The 22,547-nt window shown below is 46.5% G+C and carries 14 protein-coding genes; 10 read left to right on the top strand and 4 right to left on the bottom strand.

Features of this window, described 5'->3' with window-relative positions; translation table 11 throughout:
* Window positions 1–6 precede the first annotated feature (6 nt).
* Both trkA and HMPREF0868_RS05325 read right to left on the bottom strand, forming a co-directional pair.
* Window positions 7–1,362, bottom strand: a complete 1,356-nt coding sequence (gene trkA / locus HMPREF0868_RS05330; RefSeq protein ID WP_012993686.1) for a Trk system potassium transporter TrkA — start codon at window positions 1,360–1,362, stop codon at window positions 7–9.
* A 127-nt stretch (window positions 1,363–1,489) separates the two neighbouring features.
* Window positions 1,490–2,344, bottom strand: coding sequence for a hypothetical protein (locus tag HMPREF0868_RS05325; protein ID WP_041705696.1), 855 nt, complete (start codon window positions 2,342–2,344; stop codon window positions 1,490–1,492).
* A gap of 280 nt (window positions 2,345–2,624) precedes the next feature.
* On the opposite strand from HMPREF0868_RS05325, the gene HMPREF0868_RS05320 reads away from it, so the two are divergent.
* On the top strand, window positions 2,625–4,568 hold the full coding sequence (locus HMPREF0868_RS05320; RefSeq protein ID WP_012993683.1) for an FtsW/RodA/SpoVE family cell cycle protein: 1,944 nt from the start codon (window positions 2,625–2,627) through the stop codon (window positions 4,566–4,568).
* Between the two features lie 9 nt (window positions 4,569–4,577).
* On the top strand, window positions 4,578–5,993 hold the full coding sequence (locus tag HMPREF0868_RS05315) for a penicillin-binding transpeptidase domain-containing protein (protein WP_012993682.1): 1,416 nt from the start codon (window positions 4,578–4,580) through the stop codon (window positions 5,991–5,993).
* A gap of 3 nt (window positions 5,994–5,996) precedes the next feature.
* Here HMPREF0868_RS05315 and HMPREF0868_RS05310 read toward each other — a convergent pair whose 3' ends face one another.
* Together HMPREF0868_RS05310 and HMPREF0868_RS05305 are read right to left on the bottom strand one after the other, a co-directional pair.
* Entirely contained in the window at window positions 5,997–6,680 is a 684-nt protein-coding gene (locus HMPREF0868_RS05310; protein WP_049779010.1) for a SanA/YdcF family protein, read from the bottom strand.
* Window positions 6,673–7,260: a hypothetical protein gene (locus HMPREF0868_RS05305; RefSeq protein ID WP_012993680.1), complete on the bottom strand. Its 588-nt coding sequence runs from the start codon at window positions 7,258–7,260 to the stop codon at window positions 6,673–6,675. The genes HMPREF0868_RS05310 and HMPREF0868_RS05305 overlap by 8 nt, the downstream gene beginning before the upstream one ends.
* 162 nt (window positions 7,261–7,422) lie before the next feature.
* On the opposite strand from HMPREF0868_RS05305, the gene tpiA reads away from it, so the two are divergent.
* From tpiA to HMPREF0868_RS05265, 8 genes are all read left to right on the top strand, one after another.
* Entirely contained in the window at window positions 7,423–9,378 is a 1,956-nt protein-coding gene (gene tpiA / locus HMPREF0868_RS05300; protein WP_012993679.1) for a triose-phosphate isomerase, read from the top strand.
* 419 nt (window positions 9,379–9,797) lie between these two features.
* A complete protein-coding gene (nifJ, locus tag HMPREF0868_RS05295; protein WP_012993677.1) occupies window positions 9,798–13,346 on the top strand; it encodes a pyruvate:ferredoxin (flavodoxin) oxidoreductase in 3,549 nt (1,182 codons plus the stop codon).
* A 246-nt stretch (window positions 13,347–13,592) separates the two neighbouring features.
* A complete protein-coding gene (locus tag HMPREF0868_RS05290; RefSeq protein ID WP_012993675.1) occupies window positions 13,593–14,891 on the top strand; it encodes a DnaD domain-containing protein in 1,299 nt (432 codons plus the stop codon).
* A gap of 20 nt (window positions 14,892–14,911) precedes the next feature.
* The gene (locus HMPREF0868_RS05285; protein ID WP_012993674.1) at window positions 14,912–15,967 is read left to right on the top strand and encodes an ATP-binding protein; all 1,056 of its coding nucleotides are present in this window, start codon (window positions 14,912–14,914) and stop codon (window positions 15,965–15,967) included.
* A gap of 5 nt (window positions 15,968–15,972) precedes the next feature.
* Window positions 15,973–16,488, top strand: coding sequence for a holo-ACP synthase (gene acpS, locus HMPREF0868_RS07990; protein ID WP_242821333.1), 516 nt, complete (start codon window positions 15,973–15,975; stop codon window positions 16,486–16,488).
* A 56-nt stretch (window positions 16,489–16,544) separates the two neighbouring features.
* Complete coding sequence (gene htpG / locus HMPREF0868_RS05275) at window positions 16,545–18,503, top strand: molecular chaperone HtpG (protein WP_012993672.1); 1,959 nt, start codon at window positions 16,545–16,547, stop codon at window positions 18,501–18,503.
* Window positions 18,504–18,511: 8 nt separating this feature from the next.
* Window positions 18,512–20,743, top strand: coding sequence for an excinuclease ABC subunit UvrB (uvrB, locus tag HMPREF0868_RS05270; protein WP_012993671.1), 2,232 nt, complete (start codon window positions 18,512–18,514; stop codon window positions 20,741–20,743).
* Between the two features lie 53 nt (window positions 20,744–20,796).
* Complete coding sequence (locus HMPREF0868_RS05265) at window positions 20,797–22,539, top strand: phospho-sugar mutase (protein ID WP_012993670.1); 1,743 nt, start codon at window positions 20,797–20,799, stop codon at window positions 22,537–22,539.
* Window positions 22,540–22,547 lie beyond the last annotated feature (8 nt).

Raw genomic sequence — 22,547 nt, 5'->3', positions numbered from 1 at the left:
CGCAAATTATTGCAAAATGTCGTCCAAGTCATCGAAGTTTTTGTAAGTTGTAAATACAATTACCCGATCTTCCGGCAGAATGCAATCCTGGCCAGTCGGGAAGATAAGATCACGATCGCGTAGAATGTAAGTGATAATCGTTTCTGGACGGATGGGCAAATCTTGCAGCGGAACGTTGATGCTTTTACTTTTGGCAGTTACGGTGAATTGTAAAGCTTCTACTTTGCCTCGGGCTAAACGATACAGCGATTCCACTTTTGAACCTTCTGAGTTGGCTTTGGCGCGTACCAGACGAATAATTTCATCAGCTACTAATTCTTTAGGGGTTACAATCGATTGAATTGCCTGTGAGTGCAGGAGATCAAGCAAATTTATCCGGTTGACTTTGGAAATGATTTTGGGCACTTTCTGGGTTTCGGCAAACAGGCCGATCAGCAGGTTTTCTTCGTCTATACCGGTTAAAGAAATAACCGCATCATAGTCTTGAATTCGTTGTTCCAGCAGGGTTGCCTGGCTGGTCCCATCTCCGTTGACTACAGATATGTCACTGTACATTCCGGCCAGGTAATTAGCCGGTTCAAGGGATTTTTCGATCACCTTCAACTTGATGCCATAGCGTAACAGAGCAGGGATGAGGTATCTTGTTATACGACCGCCACCAATGATCATGGCCGAGCGTATTTTTTCGGAATGGCCGCCTAAACAGTTGTAAAATTTGATCAGTTGTTTCATTTCCCCAGTAACATGGATGATGTCGCCGGCACGAATTTCAATGTAGCCGGAAGGAATCAAAACCTGTCCGTCGGTACGTTCGATAATTCCAACTAGGACATCGCTGAATTTGGGGCGCAGATCTTTCATTTTTAAGCCGACCAAGGGACTGCCGGCGTTAACCAGAAACTGTACTACGTAAACTCGCCCATTGGCAAATTGGTCAACAGCTATCGCTTCTGGAAACTGGATCATTTGAATAATTGAACGGGCTGCTTGCTGTTCGGGGTTGATCATCAGGCCGATGCCCATTTTGCGGCGAAGGAAGTTCATTTGTGTGGTGTAATCTGGGTCACGTACACGGGCGATTGTGGTGCGATGGTTAAGTACCTTGGCGGTGATTGCGGCTATTATGTTGGTTTCATCTTGGGGTGTTACCGCAATGAATATGTCGCTTTCGCCGACTCCGGCGGCCACTTGGGTTTCGTAAAGCGCTCCGTTGCCGACAACTCCGGCAATATCTGCTTGGGCAATGATTCGGTTAAGGGTTTTTTCATTTTTTTCGATGAGGACGATATCATGGCCTTCAGATGCTAAGTCGATACAAAGTTTTTCGCCTACTTTACCCGCCCCGACGATGGTGATTTTCATTCCGGCCTCCTAACCGCATATTAAAAGTGATGACTGATCATCGGTCTGCTTTATGGAATTATACTATCTTAAAAATCACTTAACAATTACCGTAATTGTAGGATCGTGGATGCCGTTGTCAGCTTGTTTACATGTTGCGCTGGCGGCGGCGGAGATAATTGTCTGTAATCGGTAAAGCAGCCAATATAATGATGATGATTAGTATCACGGCGTTGCGATAGCGATATGCATAAGTAAAGCGGCTGATGTTGAATACATAGTACATGTTGGCGGCGAGGGAGGAGGGATAGCCTTGTTGAAGCGCGGGACGAACAAGATATTTTTTTATTAATTCATGGTCTTCACCGCCGGCAGTGTCGATTCGTCCGGTAAAACGGCGGGGCAGATGAGCTAGTTCTGGCTCAAGTGAAGCTGCTTCATCTACTCTGTAAGATAAGATGACATACGGTACGCTCTGATTTTCGATCTCGACCAAGCGATAATAATATTCATCAACGCGGCTTTTGTCGCTTAAAAGCTTGTTTACTTTATAATTGACATACAGATATTTCCCGTACACCCCGTTAGTAACTGTAGAATGCAAAGCAGCTTGTCGATAGGTTATATCACGCTCTGTGTATATGTATGCAATTAGCAAAAATATACATAACGGCAGGCAGAGAAGGAAAAAACGCCGTGGAGCTGCTATGATGGGTTGGCGTTGACAAGGTTGGGCCGAGGCTGAGCTGCCGTATTTGCCATAAACCGCCGGTCGTTTGGCGAGCTTGGCCCTAGTTGGGGTAGACTTGGCTGATGTGGATGCGGCCGATGTGGATGCAGCCGATGTGGATGCAGCCGACTTTGACGCAGCCGGCGTGGACGTGGTCGAACCGGACGAATTCGAATCAGCCGACGAAGCATAAGAAGTGGATGCGAAATCTGTAACTGTTTTTGCCTTCTTCGATTGCGAATCACCTTGACGTTTATACATGTGAAAGGGCATAATATCACCTCAATGGGCAGTTCATAATAGCTGCTCTTTCTAAGAGCGACAATGAGATTTTACCACAAATGAGGAGAACTGTAAGTAATGCGGCCGAGGTAAGAAGTGTGGTAAAATACAGGTGGACATGTGACCATGCCGTAACAATATTACAATGTCATTACAACTAGGTTAATTTGCCGATGAAATACGGAAAGTTATCCGCAAAACTATCCGCTAATCCGCTTAATTTATGATCCGATATTCATCTCGGCTGCTCACCCGCGAAATAGGAGGCAAAATGGACGCCGCAAGGTTGGCATACCTTTCCAGATATATATTCATACTCATAATAGGATTTGTGACGTTTCACCTGGCTCGCTTTGCTTTGAAACAAGTGCGCGCCCGGATCAAGTTGCGTTCGGCGGCCATGCCCGGCTTTTTTCTCTTCCTTTTTCCGACTCCCTCGCCTGCTCACGGGCTTGCATCCTGGTCACAACTCAATTTGATGCCTAAAGATTGGCCGACCCAAGGGCAGCTGCGTTCTCAAGCCGGAAAGACGGCGATAGCATTGCCGCTTTATTCGACTACCGTCATAGGAAGATCAGCCGCCTGTGATCTGGTTTTCAGTATTCCTCATATGGAGCGGCGAGCTGTAATCGTTTATCGGTTCGACGGCAATTGGTATGTACGCCCTACCGGACATACCAATGTAACTTTAAACGGAGATAGCCTGACCGGTCCCCATATTTTAGTCAGCCGAGACAAAATAGGCTTTAACGGTCTGGAATTGACCTTCGTCGATGAACGGGAAGAAACTATTCGTGCCGGTTTTACCTATGATGAAAGTTTAGCTGACCGTCAGTCAGGTAATTTTCAAGCCTTACAAAAAGTTGCAACTACTGCTGAGGAAATGACCGGTTTGGCCGATATTTTGGGGGATAAAGGACCGTGGTTGCCTTGGCTCGGTATGAACTTTTTCATTTTGCTTAGCTATATGGTCATGTATATGCTTTTCCCAACCAATGATCTTTCCATCGTTAAAGCGGTGGCCGCTTACGAGATAATCATTGCCGTGCTTTTAAATGGGTATTTCTTGCTGCTGCCACTTACCAGTGCCAATTTTGACCGCTGCAGCTTTTTGACCATGGCTCAGTTAATTTTGTTGGGAAACGTGGTGCAGTTCCGACTGGCCCTGATCAACCGTTCTCAGATTGTAGCGGCCAAGTTGGCCGGTGACCACCGGGTTTTTGCCGAACTGATTGACTATGTGGTCAAGGAATATCGAACCCAGGTGACAGCTTTAATTTTGGGTCTGGTTTTGCTGCCGATTATTTATATTTTGGTAAGTCACACCAGAATTTTGGAAAGCGTAATGCCTTTTTGTTTGGCGATAACCCCGCTATTATACTTGGCAACGCTGATTTTGGGGCGAGACACTGGCGGCCACGGTGCCGGTCTGTGGCTAAGTTTAGGCGGTGTCAGCCTGCAACTTTCCGAATTTGCCAAAATAACTTATTTGATCGTTTTGGCCGGTTTCTTTAAAATCAGGCCACGCCTGAGACAACAATTGTTTTTTGCCGCCTGGGCCGGCCTGAACTTTTTTCTAATAATGATGTTGCCTGATTTAGGCTCGGTAATGATGCTTTTGCCGACTACTTTGGTAGTTTATATCATAATGACCTCGGAATATTGGCGAGCCGGTGTTTTGCTGCTTGGTGGGTCGGCCATGAGCGTTATCGCTTATCGGTTATTCCCTTATGTGCGTAAGCGTCTGTACGGTTGGCAAAGTCTGTGGACGGAAATAAATCCCGGCAATGAGCAGATTGTCTTCGGCCTGCAGGCGGTCGCGCGTGGTGGTCTGTGGGGAAGGGGAATCGGCAATGGCAGCCCGGCTGGTATACCTGAGGCCTCAGGTGATATGGTTTTCAGTGTTTTATGTGAAGAATGGGGGCTGTTGGTGGGGCTATTCGTCGTTATACTATTTTTAATAATTTGGTTGCGCTCGATTTTGGTGGCTGCGGACTCAGAAGACGGTTTCACCGGCAGCATGGTTTTGGGAATAGCGACCTTGCTATTTTTTGAGGCGATGATTGTTATCGGTGGTTCAACCGGACTAATACCGCTGACCGGGGCGACCTTACCTTTTATAGCTAAAGGAGGTAGTTCCGTTTTGGCTAAACTGATCATGTCGGCGATTTTTTTGGGCTTAGCCGGTCGACGTAATCGTTATAATGGGGCTTGAGGAGCATACATGAAAAGTTTTCTTAAAAACATTAAAATATTTTTTGTTATTTTTGTGCTGCTTAGCGTCGGCCTGTTAACCGGCCTGATATGGCAACAACACCGCAGCCAATCTAGCTTGTGGGCGGCCGCCGGAGAAAACAAGCATACTTTGCGTTCCCTTTATGCGTTGGCTGGTTCAATTTATACTCGCGATAATATAACCTTGGCGACGAGTGAACAGGGCGGGCGGCAATATTCGTCCGATCCGGTATTAGCAGCGTCTGTCCTGCAGTTGGTCGGCGATTATACCCATATAATGGGTAACACGATCGAAGCTGCCTATCAGCCGGAATTGATGGGAAACGAACGCAATATATTCCGACGCGTGCGCCTTGATTTTACCGGCGAAGGATTGCGGGGAGATGACCTGCAACTTACTATTGACAGTCGGTTAAACAAAATAGCTTACACGGCCATGCAAGGCTATAAAGGTGCAGCTGTTTTGCTTAACTACAAAACGGGAGAAGTTTTGGCGATGACCTCAACTCCATCAACTGCTCCGGTAAATGTTATAAATTATAAAAATATTCCGGATACCGCTTTGCTTAATCGGGCGATAAATGGGGTGTTTCCCCCCGGCTCAACTTTTAAAATGATAACTGCCGCCTCATTCATAAAATCTGAGCGGTATGACCCGAATTTCACCGTAAAGTGTACGGGAGCACCGCTGTTTAACGCTGCCGCCAAAGAGATTTACGGCCACGGCCACGGAATTATGAACTTAACGGACGGTTTTGCCAATTCTTGCAATATTTTTTTCGGGGAAGTAGGGCGTAAGGTAGGTCTGGGCGAGTTGCAGCAAATGGCCGAAACTTGGGGATGGAATTCGCCGCTCAGCCTTGATCGCCTGCGAGTTAATACAAGCCGGTTCAGCTGTCCCGAACATGATGAGGCAATATTGACCTGGGCATCAATTGGACAGCCTGTCGGCGACATAATTTTACAAGTTACGCCGTTGCAATTGGCGCTACAGGCGGCTACCGTTGCCAATGATGGGGAAAAGCCTGAACCTCATATCATAGCTGCGCGCCGCGACCCTACCGGCAAGGTTTATCACATCATATCCACAACAAACTCGACCAAGACGGTGATGAGCCCGGAACAGGCCGGATTGGAGCGAAAGCTGATGGAACACGCTGTCGCCACCGGTTTTGTTCGAGCTATTGACATCCGTGGCCTTGAGGTCGGAGCCAAATCCGGTACTGCTGAGGTTGCAGGCCAAGCGGCAACCGGCTTGATTGCCGCTTATGTAAAGAATGATGCTTATCCTTTAGCCGTGGCGGTAATTTTAGAAAACTGCGGTGCTGGTGCGGGCGTACCTTTGCAAGTGGCGAGGCAGCTTTTAGTTAACAGTATCGCTCTGTATCCGAATGGAATTAAATAAGAATTAATCTGTTTGAACTGCGCTTATCGGAGCGTGAAGGTAAATGTTATAAATCGCTTTTAATTTAGCTAAAGCCTCACGTCCGTAGTTGAAAGGCATACCGTAAGCAAGTTTGTCGGGCGAAGCGTAACCGTAACAATCCAACCCGAGCTTGGTGGCCAGAAACAAGGAACGTTGCATATGGTATTCAGTAGTGGCAATTAAAATCTTCTTGTAGCCGAATTTGAAGGTTGCGTTATAGCAGCTTTGGTAGGTGTTTATACCAGCATGATCCATGATAATAGACTCCGCCGGCACCCCGCGTGAAATCAGATAACGGCGCATAACTATTGCCTCATCGAAATCAGTTCCGGCTCCGCCACCCGAAACTAAAATCTGCGGTGCTTTTTGTTTGAAATATAACGAGATTGCTGCTTCAAGTCGTCCCTCAAGCATATGACTCGGCCGATCTTTGTAAACTCTAGCGCCCAAAACCATAATACACTCAGCTTTGGGTATGTCATCAGCATTGCTGATCTGGCGTCCTTTTACTGCCAACCCCATCCAAAGTGGTACGGCCAAAAACAGCAAACATAAAACCAACCCCGAACAGACGATGATTTGGTTCAAGCTAGGTCGCCTACGAGGCTTTGAACGTTTGGCTGAAGATTCTAAAGTTTGCTTTGAATGGAGATTAAATTTAGTCATTATGTTTGCCACGTAGTGAATTATACTGAACTTTGGCTCCGATCAAGGTAAGCGGCAGGGGCAGCAGAAGCAAGAAGATAGTGAAGTTCTCCCTGATAATCTGCGGCAGATATGCGCCAATATTTATGTCTGAAAGTCTTAATAACTTCAAGGCGTAGAAAACGACGCCGACACTTCCCACCCAAGCTGTTCCAAAAATAATGAAAGATTTACGCAACAATACCCCCAAAATTATTCCGACCGCCGCTCCGATCAAATATCTTTCTACTGTTGACGCCTGCCCCAGCATTTGACTATACCGGAAGACGAAATAAACACCAATAAAACCGCCGCCCAAGACGAAGGCAGCGTGATAGGCAAAGTTAAACAGCGCAGCTCCGATAGCTACTGCTGCAACTGTTAAAATCAGCAGTTTAAGATCATTGAACATAAGAAGTCGATTTATGTAGGCGGCAGCGATATAACCGCAAAACCCACCCGATACGATAAGGAATAAGCGTATGGCTTTGTATCCGTTAAGCCAGATAATTATAGCTATAACAACAAGAATAATATTTATAATTAGGAGTAGTGAAGGCATGGCTCTCCTCCTTTTGCCACTTTGCCAAAAAAAGCAATTTTTATTCATCAGTATATCACAATATAACAATACTGCTGGAGTTGGCATACGGAAAATGGTAAAATAATAATGTTATGGGATAGATTCAATATGTTTGTAATATCTTAAGACAGGAGAAGAATTATGGCTAAATTATTAAAAAAAAGCATTGAAGACATTGAGGTAACCGGCAAGCGTGTGATTGCTCGGGTAGACTTTAACGTACCACAGGACAAGGCCACCGGCGCGATCACAGATGACAAACGTATCCGGGCCGCCTTGCCGACTATTCAATATTTGATCGATCATGGCGCAAAACTTATCTTGGTTTCCCATTTGGGACGGCCTAAGAACGGACCGGAAGACAAGTTTTCCATGCGTCCAGTTGCCGCTAGGTTAAGTGAATTGCTAGGCAAGGAAGTTACTTTGGCGAAGGATGTCATTGGCGATGATGCCAAGGCAAAAATTGCCGCCATGCATGACGGCGATGTCGTTATGTTGGAAAATGTCCGTTTCCACAAAGAAGAAACCAAAAATAATCCTGCTTTTGCCCGGGAGTTGGCTTCTTTGGCTGAAATTTTCGTTAACGATGCGTTCGGTACCGCTCATCGCGCCCACGCTTCAACCGCCGGTCTGGCTAACTATCTTCCGTCGGTATGCGGTTTCCTGATCCAAAAAGAATTGAAGATCATGGGTGATGCCATCAACAATCCGAAGCGTCCTTTGGTTGCCATTTTGGGTGGAGCCAAAGTTTCGGACAAGATCGGTGTTATTGAAAACCTGATCGCAAAAGTGGACACCTTAATTATCGGTGGTGGTATGGCTTATACATTCTTTGCCGCCAAAGGGTATGAAGTCGGCAAGTCTTTGCTGGAGGCTGACAAAATCGAATTAGCTAAAGGCTTATTGGCCAAGGCTGAAGACAAAGGAGTCAAGCTCCTGTTGCCAGTTGATACCGTAGTTGTCAAAGAATTTAAAGCTGATGCTGCTGCGACCGTTGTTGCTTCCGATGCCATTCCTGCTGACCAAATGGGTATGGATATTGGTCCTGAAAGTGTTAAACTCTTCAAGGCTGCCATTGCAGATGCCGGTACGGTAATTTGGAATGGACCTATGGGGGTTTTTGAATTTGATGCCTTTGCTGTTGGTACTCGTGCTATTGCCCAAGCAGTTTCCGAGTCCGGGGCAATTTCAATTATCGGCGGCGGTGATTCAGCGGCTGCCATTGAGAAGCTCGGTTTCGCGGATAAAGTTACCCATATTTCTACCGGTGGCGGAGCTTCTTTGGAATTCCTTGAAGGCAAGGTTTTGCCCGGCATTGATTGCCTGATGAACAGCGACAATCACCGCAATCTGTCGGCCGGTAACTGGAAGATGAACCTCGGGGTACCTTCCCAAGCGGTAAAACTGCTTAATGAGCTTAAGCCGGCAGTCGCCGGGGCGGAAGCGGAGATCGTTGTTGGCGTTCCGTTTACTGCCTTAAGTGCCGCTTTGGAAGCTACGGCTTATTCAAATATTAAAATTGCCGCTCAAAACTGCCATTATGAAGAAAAGGGTGCGTTCACCGGTGAGGTTGCCGTGCGCATGCTGGCAGAAATGGGTGTGCCTTATGTCATTATCGGGCACAGCGAGAGAAGAGAATATTATGCTGAAACCAATGAAAGCGTAAATAAGAAGGTTTTGGCGGCTTTGAGTTGGGGCGTTCGCCCGATCATCTGCTGCGGTGAAACTTTAGCCCAACGTGAAAGTGGCGAAACATTCGCTTGGATCAAAGAACAGATTACCGCTGCCTTGTCCGGCGTACCGGCAAACAAGCTGCATTTGGTAACTGTTGCTTATGAGCCGATCTGGGCAATCGGTACCGGAAAAACCGCCACAGACGCCCAGGCACAGGAAGTTTGTGAATATGTTCGCAAGCTCATCGCTGAACTGTATACTGCCGCGGATGCTGATAAGGTGAGAATACTGTACGGCGGTAGCGTAAATGCCAAAAATGTCGCGGGATTATATGCCCAAAAGGATATTGACGGCGGGCTTGTCGGAGGTGCTTCTCTGAAATCGGCCGATTTCGCGGTGATTTGCAACACCTACCACGCATAAATAGCTCTTTAATCAGTGAGGCCGGATTCAGGTCGTGAACCTGGCTGCCTTACATGACCATAAAGTTTTATCAAACAAAATTAGTACTCCGATTGCTGCGGCGATCGGAGTACTTTTTTGCGTGCAAGAGATTTATTTTTCGCGCTAATGGAATAATTTTTTGCAGGGTTAATGCGATATTTGTGCAGAGTGTACATTATGATGTTAGCTTAGGCTAAATTTATGTGAGATATATCCAAGCGGCAAAATGTCCCGAAAGCGTCAAAAATATGCATGATTATACACAAACTGTGATAAAAAATACAATATATCAAATGAAATCACTGCAAAAACCCTTGTAAGCCACTATATTATGCTATAATTTTAGTTGATCTATTGGAACAAAACAAAAGACAAAATCTAATAAAGGAGAGACGTCTATGACAAAGAAGTTGAAGTACATGACATGTGACGGTAACACGGCAGCCGCCTATGCCTCATATGCATTTACTGAAGTGGCCGGTATCTATCCGATTACCCCTTCATCACCGATGGCAGACTATGTTGACCAGTGGGCGCAAGCGGGTCGTAAAAACATTTTCGGGCAAACGGTAAACGTTATTGAAATGCAATCTGAAGGGGGTGCTTCCGGTGTCGTGCATGGTTCCCTTGCCGCCGGTGCTTTGACCACCACTTACACCGCTTCACAAGGCTTGCTCCTGATGATTCCTAATATGTATAAAATCGCCGGTGAATTGCTACCATGCGTTTTCCATATTTCAGCTCGTACATTGGCGACGCACGCCTTGTCAATTTTCGGTGACCATTCCGATGTAATGGCTGCAAGACAAACAGGTTTCGCTATGTTGTTCGGCAGCAGCGTGCAGGAAGTTGTATGGATGGCCTGTGTAGCTCATTTATCGGCTATTAAGAGTCGGGTTCCGTTCATGGATATCTTTGACGGTTTCCGTACTTCGCACGAAATTCAAAAGATTCAAGTACCGGAATATGATGACTTGGCTGAGCTGGTTGATTATGAGGCGGTTAAGGAATTCCGTGAAAGAGCTCTATCACCTAATCACCCGACCTTGCGTGGTTCGGCGATGAACCCTGATATTTTCTTCCAGGTTCGCGAGGCTTCCAATCGTTTCTACAATGAGTTGCCTGATATTGTTGAACATTATATGAATGAAATCAACAAATTAGCCGGCACCAACTACAAACTTTACGATTACTACGGTGATCCGGAAGCTGAAAGAGTTGTTGTTTGCATGGGCTCAGCCGTGGAAGCGTTGAAAGAAACCGTCGACTTCTTGACGGCAAAGGGCGAAAAAGTTGGTGTGCTGAATGTTCACCTGTTCCGTCCGTTCGATACCAAGCGCTTTGTTGACGCTTTGCCGAAGACGACTAAGAAAATCGCTGTTCTGGATCGTACGAAAGAACCCGGTGCGCAAGGCGAGCCGCTATTCCAAGACGTTGTTACTGCTTATTATGGCCACGAGAATCCGCCGATTATTGTGGGCGGACGTTACGGTTTAGGTTCAAAGAACACTACTCCGGGTGATTTCTTGGCCGTATTCAAACATCTTAATGAAGATAAACCGCGTCATAACTTTACAATTGGCATTATTGATGATGTCAGCAACCTGTCTTTGGCTCCGATTAAAGGTATTAACACAGTGCCGGCCGGTACAGTTTCCTGCCGTTTCTGGGGTCTTGGTTCTGATGGTACGGTAGGTGCCAACAAAAACTCGATTAAGATTATCGGTGATCATACTGACATGTACGCACAAGCCTACTTCAGCTATGACTCTAAAAAGTCAGGTGGTATAACAATTTCCGACCTGCGTTTTGGTAAATCGCCAATTCACTCCACCTACTTGATTGATATGGCTGATTTTGCTTCCTGCTCGCAACAATCTTACGTCGACAAGTACGATATGCTTTCATCATTGAAAGATAACGGGGTTTTCCTGCTGAATACCTTGTGGACGGATGAAGAATTAAATACCTTCCTGCCGGCTTCAATGAAACGGGCTATTGCGACCAAGAAAATCCGTTTCTACACTATCGATGCGGTTGAAATTGCCAAGGGCCTCGGGCTCGGCGGCCGTACCAACACCGTAATGCAGGCAGCATTCTTTAAGCTGAGTAATATCATTCCGATTGAAGAAGCTGTCGAATACATGAAAAAAGCTATCGTTAAATCCTACAGCAAAAAGGGCGATGAAATTGTTAAGATGAATTACGGCGCTGTAGATGCCGGTTGCGAAAAAATTCATGAAGTCAAATATCCGGCCGATTGGGCGAACGCAGTTGACGGCCCGGCTAAATTACGTAACGTGCCTGAATTCGTTTCTAAGATTGCTGATGTCACCAATGCTCAGAACGGCGATAGCTTGCCGGTTTCGACCTTCCTTGGTATGGAAGATGGTACTTTGCCACAAGGTACGAGCAAATACGAAAAACGTGGTATCGCCGTTGATGTGCCGCACTGGATTCCGGAAAATTGTATCCAATGTAACCAATGCTCGTATGTTTGCCCGCACGGCGTAATTCGTCCTTTCTTGGTTACCGAAGAAGAGGCGGCTAAGGCTCCGGCTACGATGACTACCATTAAGGGTACCAAACCTTATGACGGTTATAAATTCATCATTCAGCCGTCAGTTTTGGACTGCACCGGTTGCGGATCCTGTGCCCAGGTTTGCCCGGCCAAGAACAAGGCTTTGGTAATGCAACCTATCGGCGAGAATATGCAACAGAGTGAACACTGGACTTATTTGACCGAAAAAGTCACCAAAAAGCCTAATCCGATGAAGAGCAACATCGTCAAAGGTACGCAATTCAATATGCCGTACTTCGAATTTTCCGGTGCTTGCGCCGGGTGTGGTGAGACTCCTTATGCCAAGTTGGTAACTCAACTATTTGGTGATAAGATGATGATTTCTAACGCTACTGGTTGTTCTTCGATTTGGGGTGGCTCGGCACCTTCCCAACCTTATACAACCGATGAACATGGCCGCGGTCCTTCATGGGCAAACAGCTTGTTTGAGGATAACGCTGAACATGGCTTAGGAATGTTGCTCGGTGCAAAACAGTTGCGTAACCGTCTTAAAGAAAAATTGATGGAATTGAACCGTACTGTCACTGATGAAGCGGTAAAAGTTGCCGGTGCCAATTGGTTAGACAACATGGCCAAGACTGAAGGAACGATTGAATCGGCTCAATCCTTGGTCGAAGCACTCAGCAATTATCATACGGACAATCCGGATGAACAAAAACTTATCGCCGACATCATGGAAAACAAGGATTACTTAAGCAAACGTTCTACCTGGATATTCGGCGGCGACGGATGGGCATATGATATCGGTTACGGCGGTTTGGATCATGTCCTTTCAACCGGTGAAGATATTAACGTTCTAGTCTTCGATACAGAAGTTTATTCCAATACAGGTGGTCAGGCTTCTAAATCAACTCCTATGGGTGCTATTGCTCAGTTTGCTGCCGGTGGTAAGTCGGTTAAGAAGAAGGATCTGGGCATGATGGCTATGAGTTATGGTTATGTATATGTTGCTCAGATCGCTATGGGTGCCAACCAAGCTCAAACCTTGAAAGCTATAGCCGAGGCGGAAGCTTATCACGGCCCGTCATTGATCATTGCTTACTCGCCTTGTATCAACCATGGTATCAAAGGCGGAATGACCAGATCTCAAGCCCGTGAGAAACAAGCAGTGGAGTGTGGCTATTGGCATCTGTACCGTTTCAATCCGCTATTAGCTAAAGAAGGTAAGAATCCGTTCGTACTTGATTCCAAAGCACCTGACTTGTCTAAGTTCCACGACTATCTTACGACTGAGGTTCGTTACAGCTCTTTGGCCAAAAAGTACCCGCCGGAACATGTCGAAGCGGTTTTTGCCTTGGCCGAACAGAATGCGGCCGAACGCTACAAATCTTATGTGCGTAAGTCCCAGGAATCTTATGCGGAATAAGCTGGCAAGTTGTTGCGCGTAATAACGCTGCAAGGATTGCTGATTGCTTTACGAATATTGAATGAAATTTGCGAACCCCCGTTTTTACGGGGGTTTTCGTATGTTGTTTTTTGGTGCGGTATTTTGTGAAGACGAGTTTGAGATGAGTTATTTTGTGAAGGTGAGTTTTTGTGGAATGGGTGAATAGCCGGCGAGCTATGCAGTTGTAAAACTTGGGTGGTATAATTAAAAGAATTGGAGGTATTTATGCTCTGGGAAAATTCATATGAATTGATACTACAGGATACACCCGTACCTGATTTGTTCATTGTTGATAAAATGTTTAGTTTGTCGCTTATTCCGCTCAAACTGTATCTGCGGTTGCTGTATGATTTCAAAAAGCATGAGCATAATACTTCGTCGGAACTGGCCAATATATTGGGATGTTCGGACAATGAGATTAAGAAAGCCATGACGAGTCTGGCTATTGCCGGTTTGATTGATTTGGCACCGGACGGAAATCGATATGAATTTACCGACCTCAAATTGGCTGAATTGAAGAATTTACTGCAAATGTCTGAAGCGGCGGCTGGCGGCAAGGCTAGGGTGGCTGGTGAAGGTAACGCCACCGACAATCGTGCGGCTAAAAATTCTTTTGAGCGTTATATGCAGGACATAAACAAAACTTTTTTCCACGGTGGTATGACGCCTACATGGTATCACATGATCGAAACGATAATTGATCAGTACCACTTTGATCGTCAGGTAATGTATTGTCTGGTACGCGAATGTTCCGAGCGGGGTAATTTGCGAAATTATTTTTATTTAAAGTCAGTTGCGAAGAGTTGGTCAGAACGTGGCATCATTACCTACAACGACTTGATTCGTGATCAGGATAAGTTGAGTTTATTGCGGGTGGCCTCTCGGTTGGTGGGGAAATCGCTGCGGCGAACCGTAACCGCGGCTGATGAGGAGATAATCGGAGATTGGATTTTCAAACACGGCTATAAGACCGATGTATTGGAATATCTTTTACAAAAAACGCCAAATTTGCGTAATCCGACAATTACAGCTTTAAATACAATTGTCAAAAAGTGGGTGGAAGCGGGACTGGCCGATCTGGCGGCTATTGAGGCTTTCGAACAGGCCGAGTATAGACGTTTGACTTCTGGAACATCCGTAACTTCCGCTTCATCTGCAATTTCAGCGTCTTCCGGGGGGATGAGTGCATCATTTACCGGTTCGGGGCGTTCAGGCAGAGCAGGAGCTGCCCGGAACGCAAAAGGTGTAAAGAAATTTACCGAACGTCCTTTCAGTTATGACGGCAAAGCGGATGCGGCGTTTATTAATGCGCTGCTTGGTAATGCTGCTGCTAAGGCAGATTTGCCACAGAGTTTTCTTCCACCTACTGCGAAGGGAAAAGCGGCAAACGTTGGCCAGGGAGGTTCCGCAGCTCAGAGCGGCGGTATGGCTGGGGTAGGCTCTGAAGCTGGGGCAGGTGCTGAAGGTGGGACAGGTGCTGAAGCTGGTACAGCGGTTAGCAGCAATGCCGACACGCAGGAATAGTTTGAGGTTGAAATTTAATTATGTTTGAGAATCAAATAATCCGGGCTTATGCAGCCAACCGGCAGGCGGCGGAAAAGAAACGTGACCTATATATTCACCGAATTTTTCATGCCCACCCAAATCTAAAACAGCTCATGACAGAGCTGCAACGGGCGAGATTGGCTGTTTTACAGGCGACCTTGAACGGCAAAGCGGATGCCATGGGTGCCTGTAAACAAAAATTGTTCTATATTGAAAATCTTTGGCAGACGGAATTGGCCGCGGCCGGTGTTCCGGCCGACTTTATGTCGCCGCAATATACTTGCCAATTATGTCATGACACCGGACACAGTTTGAAACAGCCGGCCGAACTCTGCCATTGCTATCAAGCGATGCGGGTTGCCCAAAGTAGCCTGCCCGAAGAAGAAACGGTCATCGCTGCCGCTGAGCTGAGTGAATTTGATTGGGCTTTGGTCGGCGAATCATTGACTGCAGCTGGACTTAATTCGGTTAATATGCCGGAGATTGCAAGCACCGCGTCCGGCAATAAAGACTATACTTCGCAACCTATCGCTATTGCTTACGCTTGGATAACCCAACTGGCGCAAGGCTGGTCGAACCCAGGTTTCAAGAATTTGCTGCTTGCCGGTCAAACCGGAACTGGCAAAACATTTTTAGCCGGTTGTGCGGTGCATGCAATTCGCAGATCAGGACGGGTAACAATATTTGTCAGTGCGGAACGTATATTAAGCGATTTCAATGAACTGAGATTGCTGCGGCAGGCTTTTTCGCCTGACCAGCAAAGGTTGGCTGAACTGCGAGAATTGACTGATGCTTATCTGCAGTGTGATTTCTTGGTTTTGGATGACTTAGGTACGGAGGCAGCCGCTGCCCCCCAGGCGGTAGTAACCTTACTCAAGCTTTTGAATGAACGTCGTCCACCCAGATGTCGTACAATGGTCACCTCAAACTTAACTTTGGAACAGTTACAATCGGCTTACGACGAGCGTGTCACCTCTCGTTTACGCAATAATTTTCTATATTTGCACTTAATTGGTGCGGATATGCGGGATCTGGTGAGAAAGAGGCAGTTTTGACTGAAGTGGGTGAAAATATCGACTGGGGCGATGATCTGGGTGGAATTTATGCACATGGGATCGATTTGGTCGAAATAGGGAGAATTAAACAGGCCTTGTCACGTTTTGATGGAGATTTTTTGTGCCGGATACTTACTGCGTGCGAAATCGAGGCTCTACCTCCCACGCGTAATGCTCGTTTTTATGAGTGGGTAGCTGGTAGGTTTGCGGCCAAAGAAGCTATTGCCAAAACTTTAGGGTGCGGCATCGGGCGGAAGCTGGCTTGGGCTGATATGGACATCAGAACAGGGAAAAGCGGTCAACCGGAGGTTTACTTGTCCGAAAACGGCTATGCCGCGTTGATGGAGTACGTCGTATCTATGAAATTCCCTGTGTCCACTGAGGTCGATGTACTGAAACTGCAGAAGGGGAAGGGCGAAGCAATTTTTAAAGCGGCTCCATGTCTGAAACTCAGTTTGACTCATACCGCTGAGTTGGCAATGGCCTCGTGTATTTTAACAATAAGTACAAAAATAATATGAATGATTTTCAAAAATATATGTGATAACTGGTGTAATGAAACATAACGGAGGTAAATATGGCAGAAAAATTACGTGATCAAAGTGGACGTTTATCGGTTGATATAGATAATATTTTTCCGATAATCAGGCAATGGCTTTATTCGGATCAGGATATTTTTATCCGTGAGCTGATTTCCAACGCCTGTGATGCGATTACTAAACGGCAAAGTTTAGTTCGACTCGGGGAGAGCGCGGTTGAGTTTACCCCGCGGATTCAAGTTACGCTAGATGAAAATGCTCGACAGCTCAAATTCTCAGATAACGGCATCGGTATGACCGCTGAAGAAATAGACAAATATATCAATCGGGTTGCATTTTCCGGAGCAGTTGATTTTTTGGCTAAATATCAGGAAGACAGCAAGTCGGCCGACGGAATTATCGGACATTTTGGCTTAGGCTTTTATTCGGCTTTCATGCCGGCGGAAAAGGTGGAAATATTCAGCCTATCTTATCTACCGGGGGCAAAGGCGGCGCATTGGCTGAGCGAAGATGGCGTTTCCTATACACTTTCAGAATGCGAAAAAGCCGAGGTCGGGACGGAGATAATCATTACTTTGTCCGATGAAGCGCAGAAATTTGTCAACGCCGGTTTTGTGCGTGCAACTTTGCACAAGTATTGCTACTTTATGCCGCAGCCGATTTTTTTCACTTCCGTAAAAGAGGAGGCGGAGGAATCTGCGCGTGAGTCCGCTGCCGCCACCGCTAAAGCGAAGAAGGACGAGACGGCCGCAACGAATGAAGCCGCTGCTGGTTCGGGCGACACTCCCGCAACGGACGAAGCTGCTACGGACACAGCCCAAAAAAGATCGACGGCACCGCAGCCGCTGAACAATACTTCGCCGTTATGGCTTAAAAAACCGAGCGAATGTACAGACGAAGAATATTTGGCTTTCTACCGCGAAGCTTTCCAAGATTTCAATCCGCCACTGTTCTGGATTCATTTGAATATGGATTACCCGTTCAATTTAAAGGGCATACTGTATTTCCCTAAACAAAACGAGGAAAAAATCGCCACTTTGGATGGTCGTATAAAACTGTATAGCAATCAGGTATTTGTTGCCGACAATATAAAAGAAGTCATCCCTGATTTCCTATTCTTATTGCGAGGTTGCATCGACTGTCCGGATTTACCGCTCAACGTCTCACGCAGCTTCTTGCAACATGATGCTTATGTCCAAAAATTGAGCGCACACATCGTCAAAAAGGTGGCGGATAAATTAAATGAAATTTTCCGTAAGGATTTACCGGCTTACGAAAAATCTTGGGACAGCATATCTACTTTCGTCAAATACGGGATGATGCGCGATGAAAAGTTTTACGAAAAGGCTAATTCAGCTTTGATTTTCCGCAAAACGGATGACACTTGGTTGCACTGGGCGGAAGCACCGAAGGAGATTTATTATACGGTGGACAAAGAAAAGCAGGCATACTATGTCGATTTGGCGATTTCTCGTAAACACGAGGTGGTTTGCCTAGGTAAGGAGATTGACGCTCCCTTCATCAATTTCCTTGAGTACAAACGTCCGGATACGCATTTCATTGCAGTCGAGGCGGAAAATAATAATGAGGCCGGTGATTCAGAGATTTTACCGCGTCTGCAAGAGGCCTTTTCTGCCTATGCCGCAGATGTTGATTTCGGCGTTGCGGCTTTGGGCGTCGATGCTTTGCCGGCGGTTTTGATGGAAACCGAGGACGGTAAGCGGGCCAAACAAATGCGGGAAATGTTCAAGCAAATGGGGCAGGATTTAAATGATCCCAATTTGAACGGCATGATGCAAGCAAAGAATAAATTGGTGTTTAACACCGACAATGCCATCTGGACTAAATTGCTCAATTTGTCCGATGCAGAAACTAAGGCGGAACTGATCGCGCAACTTTACGACTTGGCCAAGCTTAATTATGGCATATTAAAGGGCAATGAACTTACCGCTTTCCTGCAACGCAGCGATGTTCTGCTTAAAAAACTTGCTGAATAGAGGTTGGCATGGAATTTAAGTTACATGCGCCGTTTCAGCCGACAGGTGATCAGCCTGCGGCTATTGAAGCCTTGACGGCCGGTTTCACCGCCGGCCGCCGGGCTCAAACTTTACTCGGCGTTACCGGATCCGGCAAAACTTTCACCATGGCTAATATTATTGCTCGTCTGCAACGTCCCACGCTCGTGCTGGCTCCCAACAAAACTTTGAGCGGCCAGCTTTGTGCGGAGTTTAAAGCTTTCTTCCCGGAAAATGCAGTTGAATATTTTGTCAGTTACTATGATTTTTACCAGCCGGAAGCTTATATTGCCGCCACGGACACGTATATCGAAAAGGATTCGGCGATAAATGATGAGATTGATCGGATGCGTCATTCAGCCACCGCGTCATTGCTAGAACGTCGCGATGTAATCGTTGTGGCGTCAGTTTCCTGCATTTACGGCCTTGGTGATCCGTATACCTATAAGCATTTAATGGTGCATTTGCGCGAAGGTGCGACAAAAAATCGTGACGAAGTGATCCGGGAATTGGTTGATATTCAGTATCAGCGCAACGATTATGACTGCCGGCGTGGCACATTTCGCGTGCGCGGCGATAGCCTTGATATCTATCCTATTTCATCAGATAAAATAATTTTGCGGATTTCTTTTTTTGATGATGAAATCGATCGGATTGCCGAAGTGGATGCATTGACTGGTAAAACGCTGGCTCTGCGCAACTATGTGCTTATATATCCTGCTAGTCATTATGCCACTTCACGCGCCAAAATTATGGGAGCTTTATCGGACATTGAGCAGGAACTTACGGCACGGGTTAAGGAACTGCGAGCGGAAGGCAAAATCATGGAGGCCTATCGTTTAGAACAAAGAACGCGATATGACATGGACATGCTTTTGGAAACCGGTTTCGTTAAAGGTATAGAGAACTATTCGCGTTTTTTGGATGGGCGTAAACCTGGTGTGCCTCCCTATACTTTGCTGGATTTCTTTCCCGAAGATTATTTACTTATGATCGATGAATCTCACGTTACTGTGCCGCAGATTGGCGCGATGTATGCCGGAGATCGCTCACGTAAAGAAGCTCTGGTGGACTACGGTTTTCGGCTGCCCGCCGCATTTGATAATCGTCCGCTAAAATTTAACGAATTCGAGCGTAAAATGGGGCAGACTCTTTTCGTTTCGGCTACTCCTGGAAAATACGAGGCGCAACACAGCGAATTTGTGCAAGAACAGGTTATTCGTCCGACAGGCTTGCTGGATCCTCCGATCGAGATACATCCGGTTGACGGTCAAATAGAAGATATGTTGGCGGCTATCAAGAAAAAAACGGCGGTCGGTGAACGAACTTTGGTTCTTACTTTGACCAAAAAAATGTCGGAAGATTTAACGGAATTTTTTAGTTCTGCCGGGTTAAAAGTTAAGTATCTTCATTCCGATATAGCTAACGAAGAGCGTTTGCGAATCTTGAAAGAATTGCGGGAGGGAGAGTTTGACGTTCTGGTCGGAATCAACCTCCTGAGGGAAGGTATTGATTTGCCGGAAGTAGGCTTGCTGGCAATTTTGGATGCGGATAAAGAGGGCTTTTTGCGCTCGGCCACATCCTTGATTCAGATCATCGGTAGAGTTGCCAGAAATGTCAACGGAAAAGTTATTATGTACGCAGACAGTATTACTGCGGCCATGCAGAATGCTGTCGATGAAACCAATCGTCGGCGGCGTATTCAAGCTACTTATAATCAGATCCATAATATAACGCCGCATACAGTAGTTAAGGAAATCAGAGAGTTGCCGGACACTTATTCAGTTACATCTCCGAAGGCGTCACAGCGGGAACATGAGCGTGCGGCGATGAGTGAACCGGCGATGAACGAATCGGCGATGAACGAACCGGATACGAATCCTTATCTCCATAAGGCTGTGGCAAAAACGGCCGCAGCAGCGGTAACCAGTGTTATTGATGGGGCAACTGCCGCATCTACAGCCAAACCTACAGCTAAGCCGTCAACTAAACCTACAGCTAAACCGTCAGCCACTTCCCAAGCTCCTACTTTTGCCGAGTTGACTGAATTTTTGCGCCGAGGCGACTTAAAGCACTTTGAAAAATCAGCTTGCGTTTTATCGCCTAAAGAAAAAGCTAAATTGTTGAAACAATTGCAAAAACTGATGCGTCAGTCGGCAACGCGAACCGAATATGAACAGGCCGCGGTTTACCGAGATGCTATTCAAAGTTTAATGTGTTAAAATAATTCCGATAAATATAAATGCTTAGGCTTAACGACCTATGAGGAGATACTATGGCTAACTATCATGAACTTTATCAGATTTGGGCTAACGATCCGTATTTTGATGCGGAAACTCATGCAGAATTAAAGGATATTGCCGGTGATGAAACGGCGATAAAAGAACGTTTTTACCGGTATCTTGAATTTGGTACCGGTGGGCTGCGCGGCATCATCGGTGCCGGCACGAACTATATGAATAAGTATACGGTGGCCTTGGCGACCGAGGCCTTTGCCGAATACATCTCTCAACGCGGTGAAGCCGCCAAAGCAGCCGGAGTTTGCATTTCTTACGACAGCCGCAAACACTCACAGGAATTTGCCGAGATTACCGGCTTGGTTTTTGCTGCTCACGGGATTAAAGCACGTTTATTCAGCGAATTGCACCCAACGCCTATGCTGTCGTACGCCGTGCGCTACTTTAAAGCGGCCGCCGGTGTAATGATTACCGCTTCCCACAATCCCGGCAAATATAATGGATATAAGGCTTACGGCGAGGACGGCGGACAGTTGCCCCCGGCAGCGGCCGATGTAGTTATTGCCGCAATGAATAAGATCAAAGATATCCGTGACATTAAGCCAATGGATAAGGCAGCGGCAAAAGCGGCCGGGTTGTTTGAATACATCACTCCGAAAATGGATGAAGCATATTTCGATATGCTGCTTAAGATCAGCATTAACGGCGATTTGGTGGCCAAGCACAAGGACATGAAAATTGTCTATACCCCGTTAAACGGAGCCGGTAATAAGCCGGTGCGTGCCATCTGGAAGAAGATGGGCTTTAAAAACATTATTGTCGTGCCGGAACAGGAGCTGCCTGATCCGGAATTTAAGACCTGCTCTTACCCTAATCCTGAGGAAAGAGCGGCTCTGCAATTGGCGATAGATTTAGCCGCCAAAGAAAAAGCGGATATAGTTATTGCGACTGACCCGGACAGTGATCGCACCGGCTGCTGTGTCCGGTTAGCCAACGGTGAGTATCAGGTGCTGACTGGCAACCAAATCGGCATGTTGCTGATGGACTATGTCTTGTCCGCTCGTCAGGCACGTGGAACTTTGCCGAAGAACTCATTCGTAGCGACGACCATTGTTTCAACGCGTTTGGCGCATCAGGTAGCAGCTCATTTCGGTGTAAAACTCTATGAAGTGCTTACCGGATTCAAATACATTGGCGAATTGATCAAGAATTTGGACGAAAACGGTGACGCTCATTTCCAATTCGGCTTTGAGGAAAGTTACGGTTATTTGGCTGAAACCGAGGTGCGGGACAAAGATGCCGTTGTCGGCGCGATGCTTTTGGCGGAATTGGCTGTTACCGCTGCCGAGGCCGGTCAAACCTTGGCAGACCGTTTGAATGATTGTTATGCCAAATATGGTTATGGCGAGGAAAAGACGGTTTCCATTACTTTGGAAGGTCTTGCCGGTATTGAAAAAATAAAAAATGCTTTAGACAAATTGCGTAAACAACCGGTTAACGAATTCGCTGGTTACCCTCTGACGGCGCGCCGCGACTATCAGCTCAGAGTACGTTGTGGTTACCGTGACGGCAAGCTGTGGCAAGAAGACCTTACTTTGCCTCAGTCAAATGTATTGCTTTATGAATTTGACGGTTTGGATTGGGCTTGTGTTCGTCCGTCAGGTACTGAGCCAAAACTTAAAATATATTGCGGTTGCTATGGAACTGATAAAGCCATGGTACAGGAGCGTTTAGCAGTACGAGCGGCCAAAATAAAAGCGGCTATAGAAGCCGAACTTTAATTCACGGG

Origin of the sequence: Mageeibacillus indolicus UPII9-5 (assembly GCF_000025225.2) — a bacterium.
GTDB lineage: Bacteria > Bacillota > Clostridia > Saccharofermentanales > Fastidiosipilaceae > Mageeibacillus > Mageeibacillus indolicus.
The sequence above is the reverse complement of the archived record's forward strand: the minus strand, read 5'-3'. Positions and strand labels throughout refer to the sequence as shown.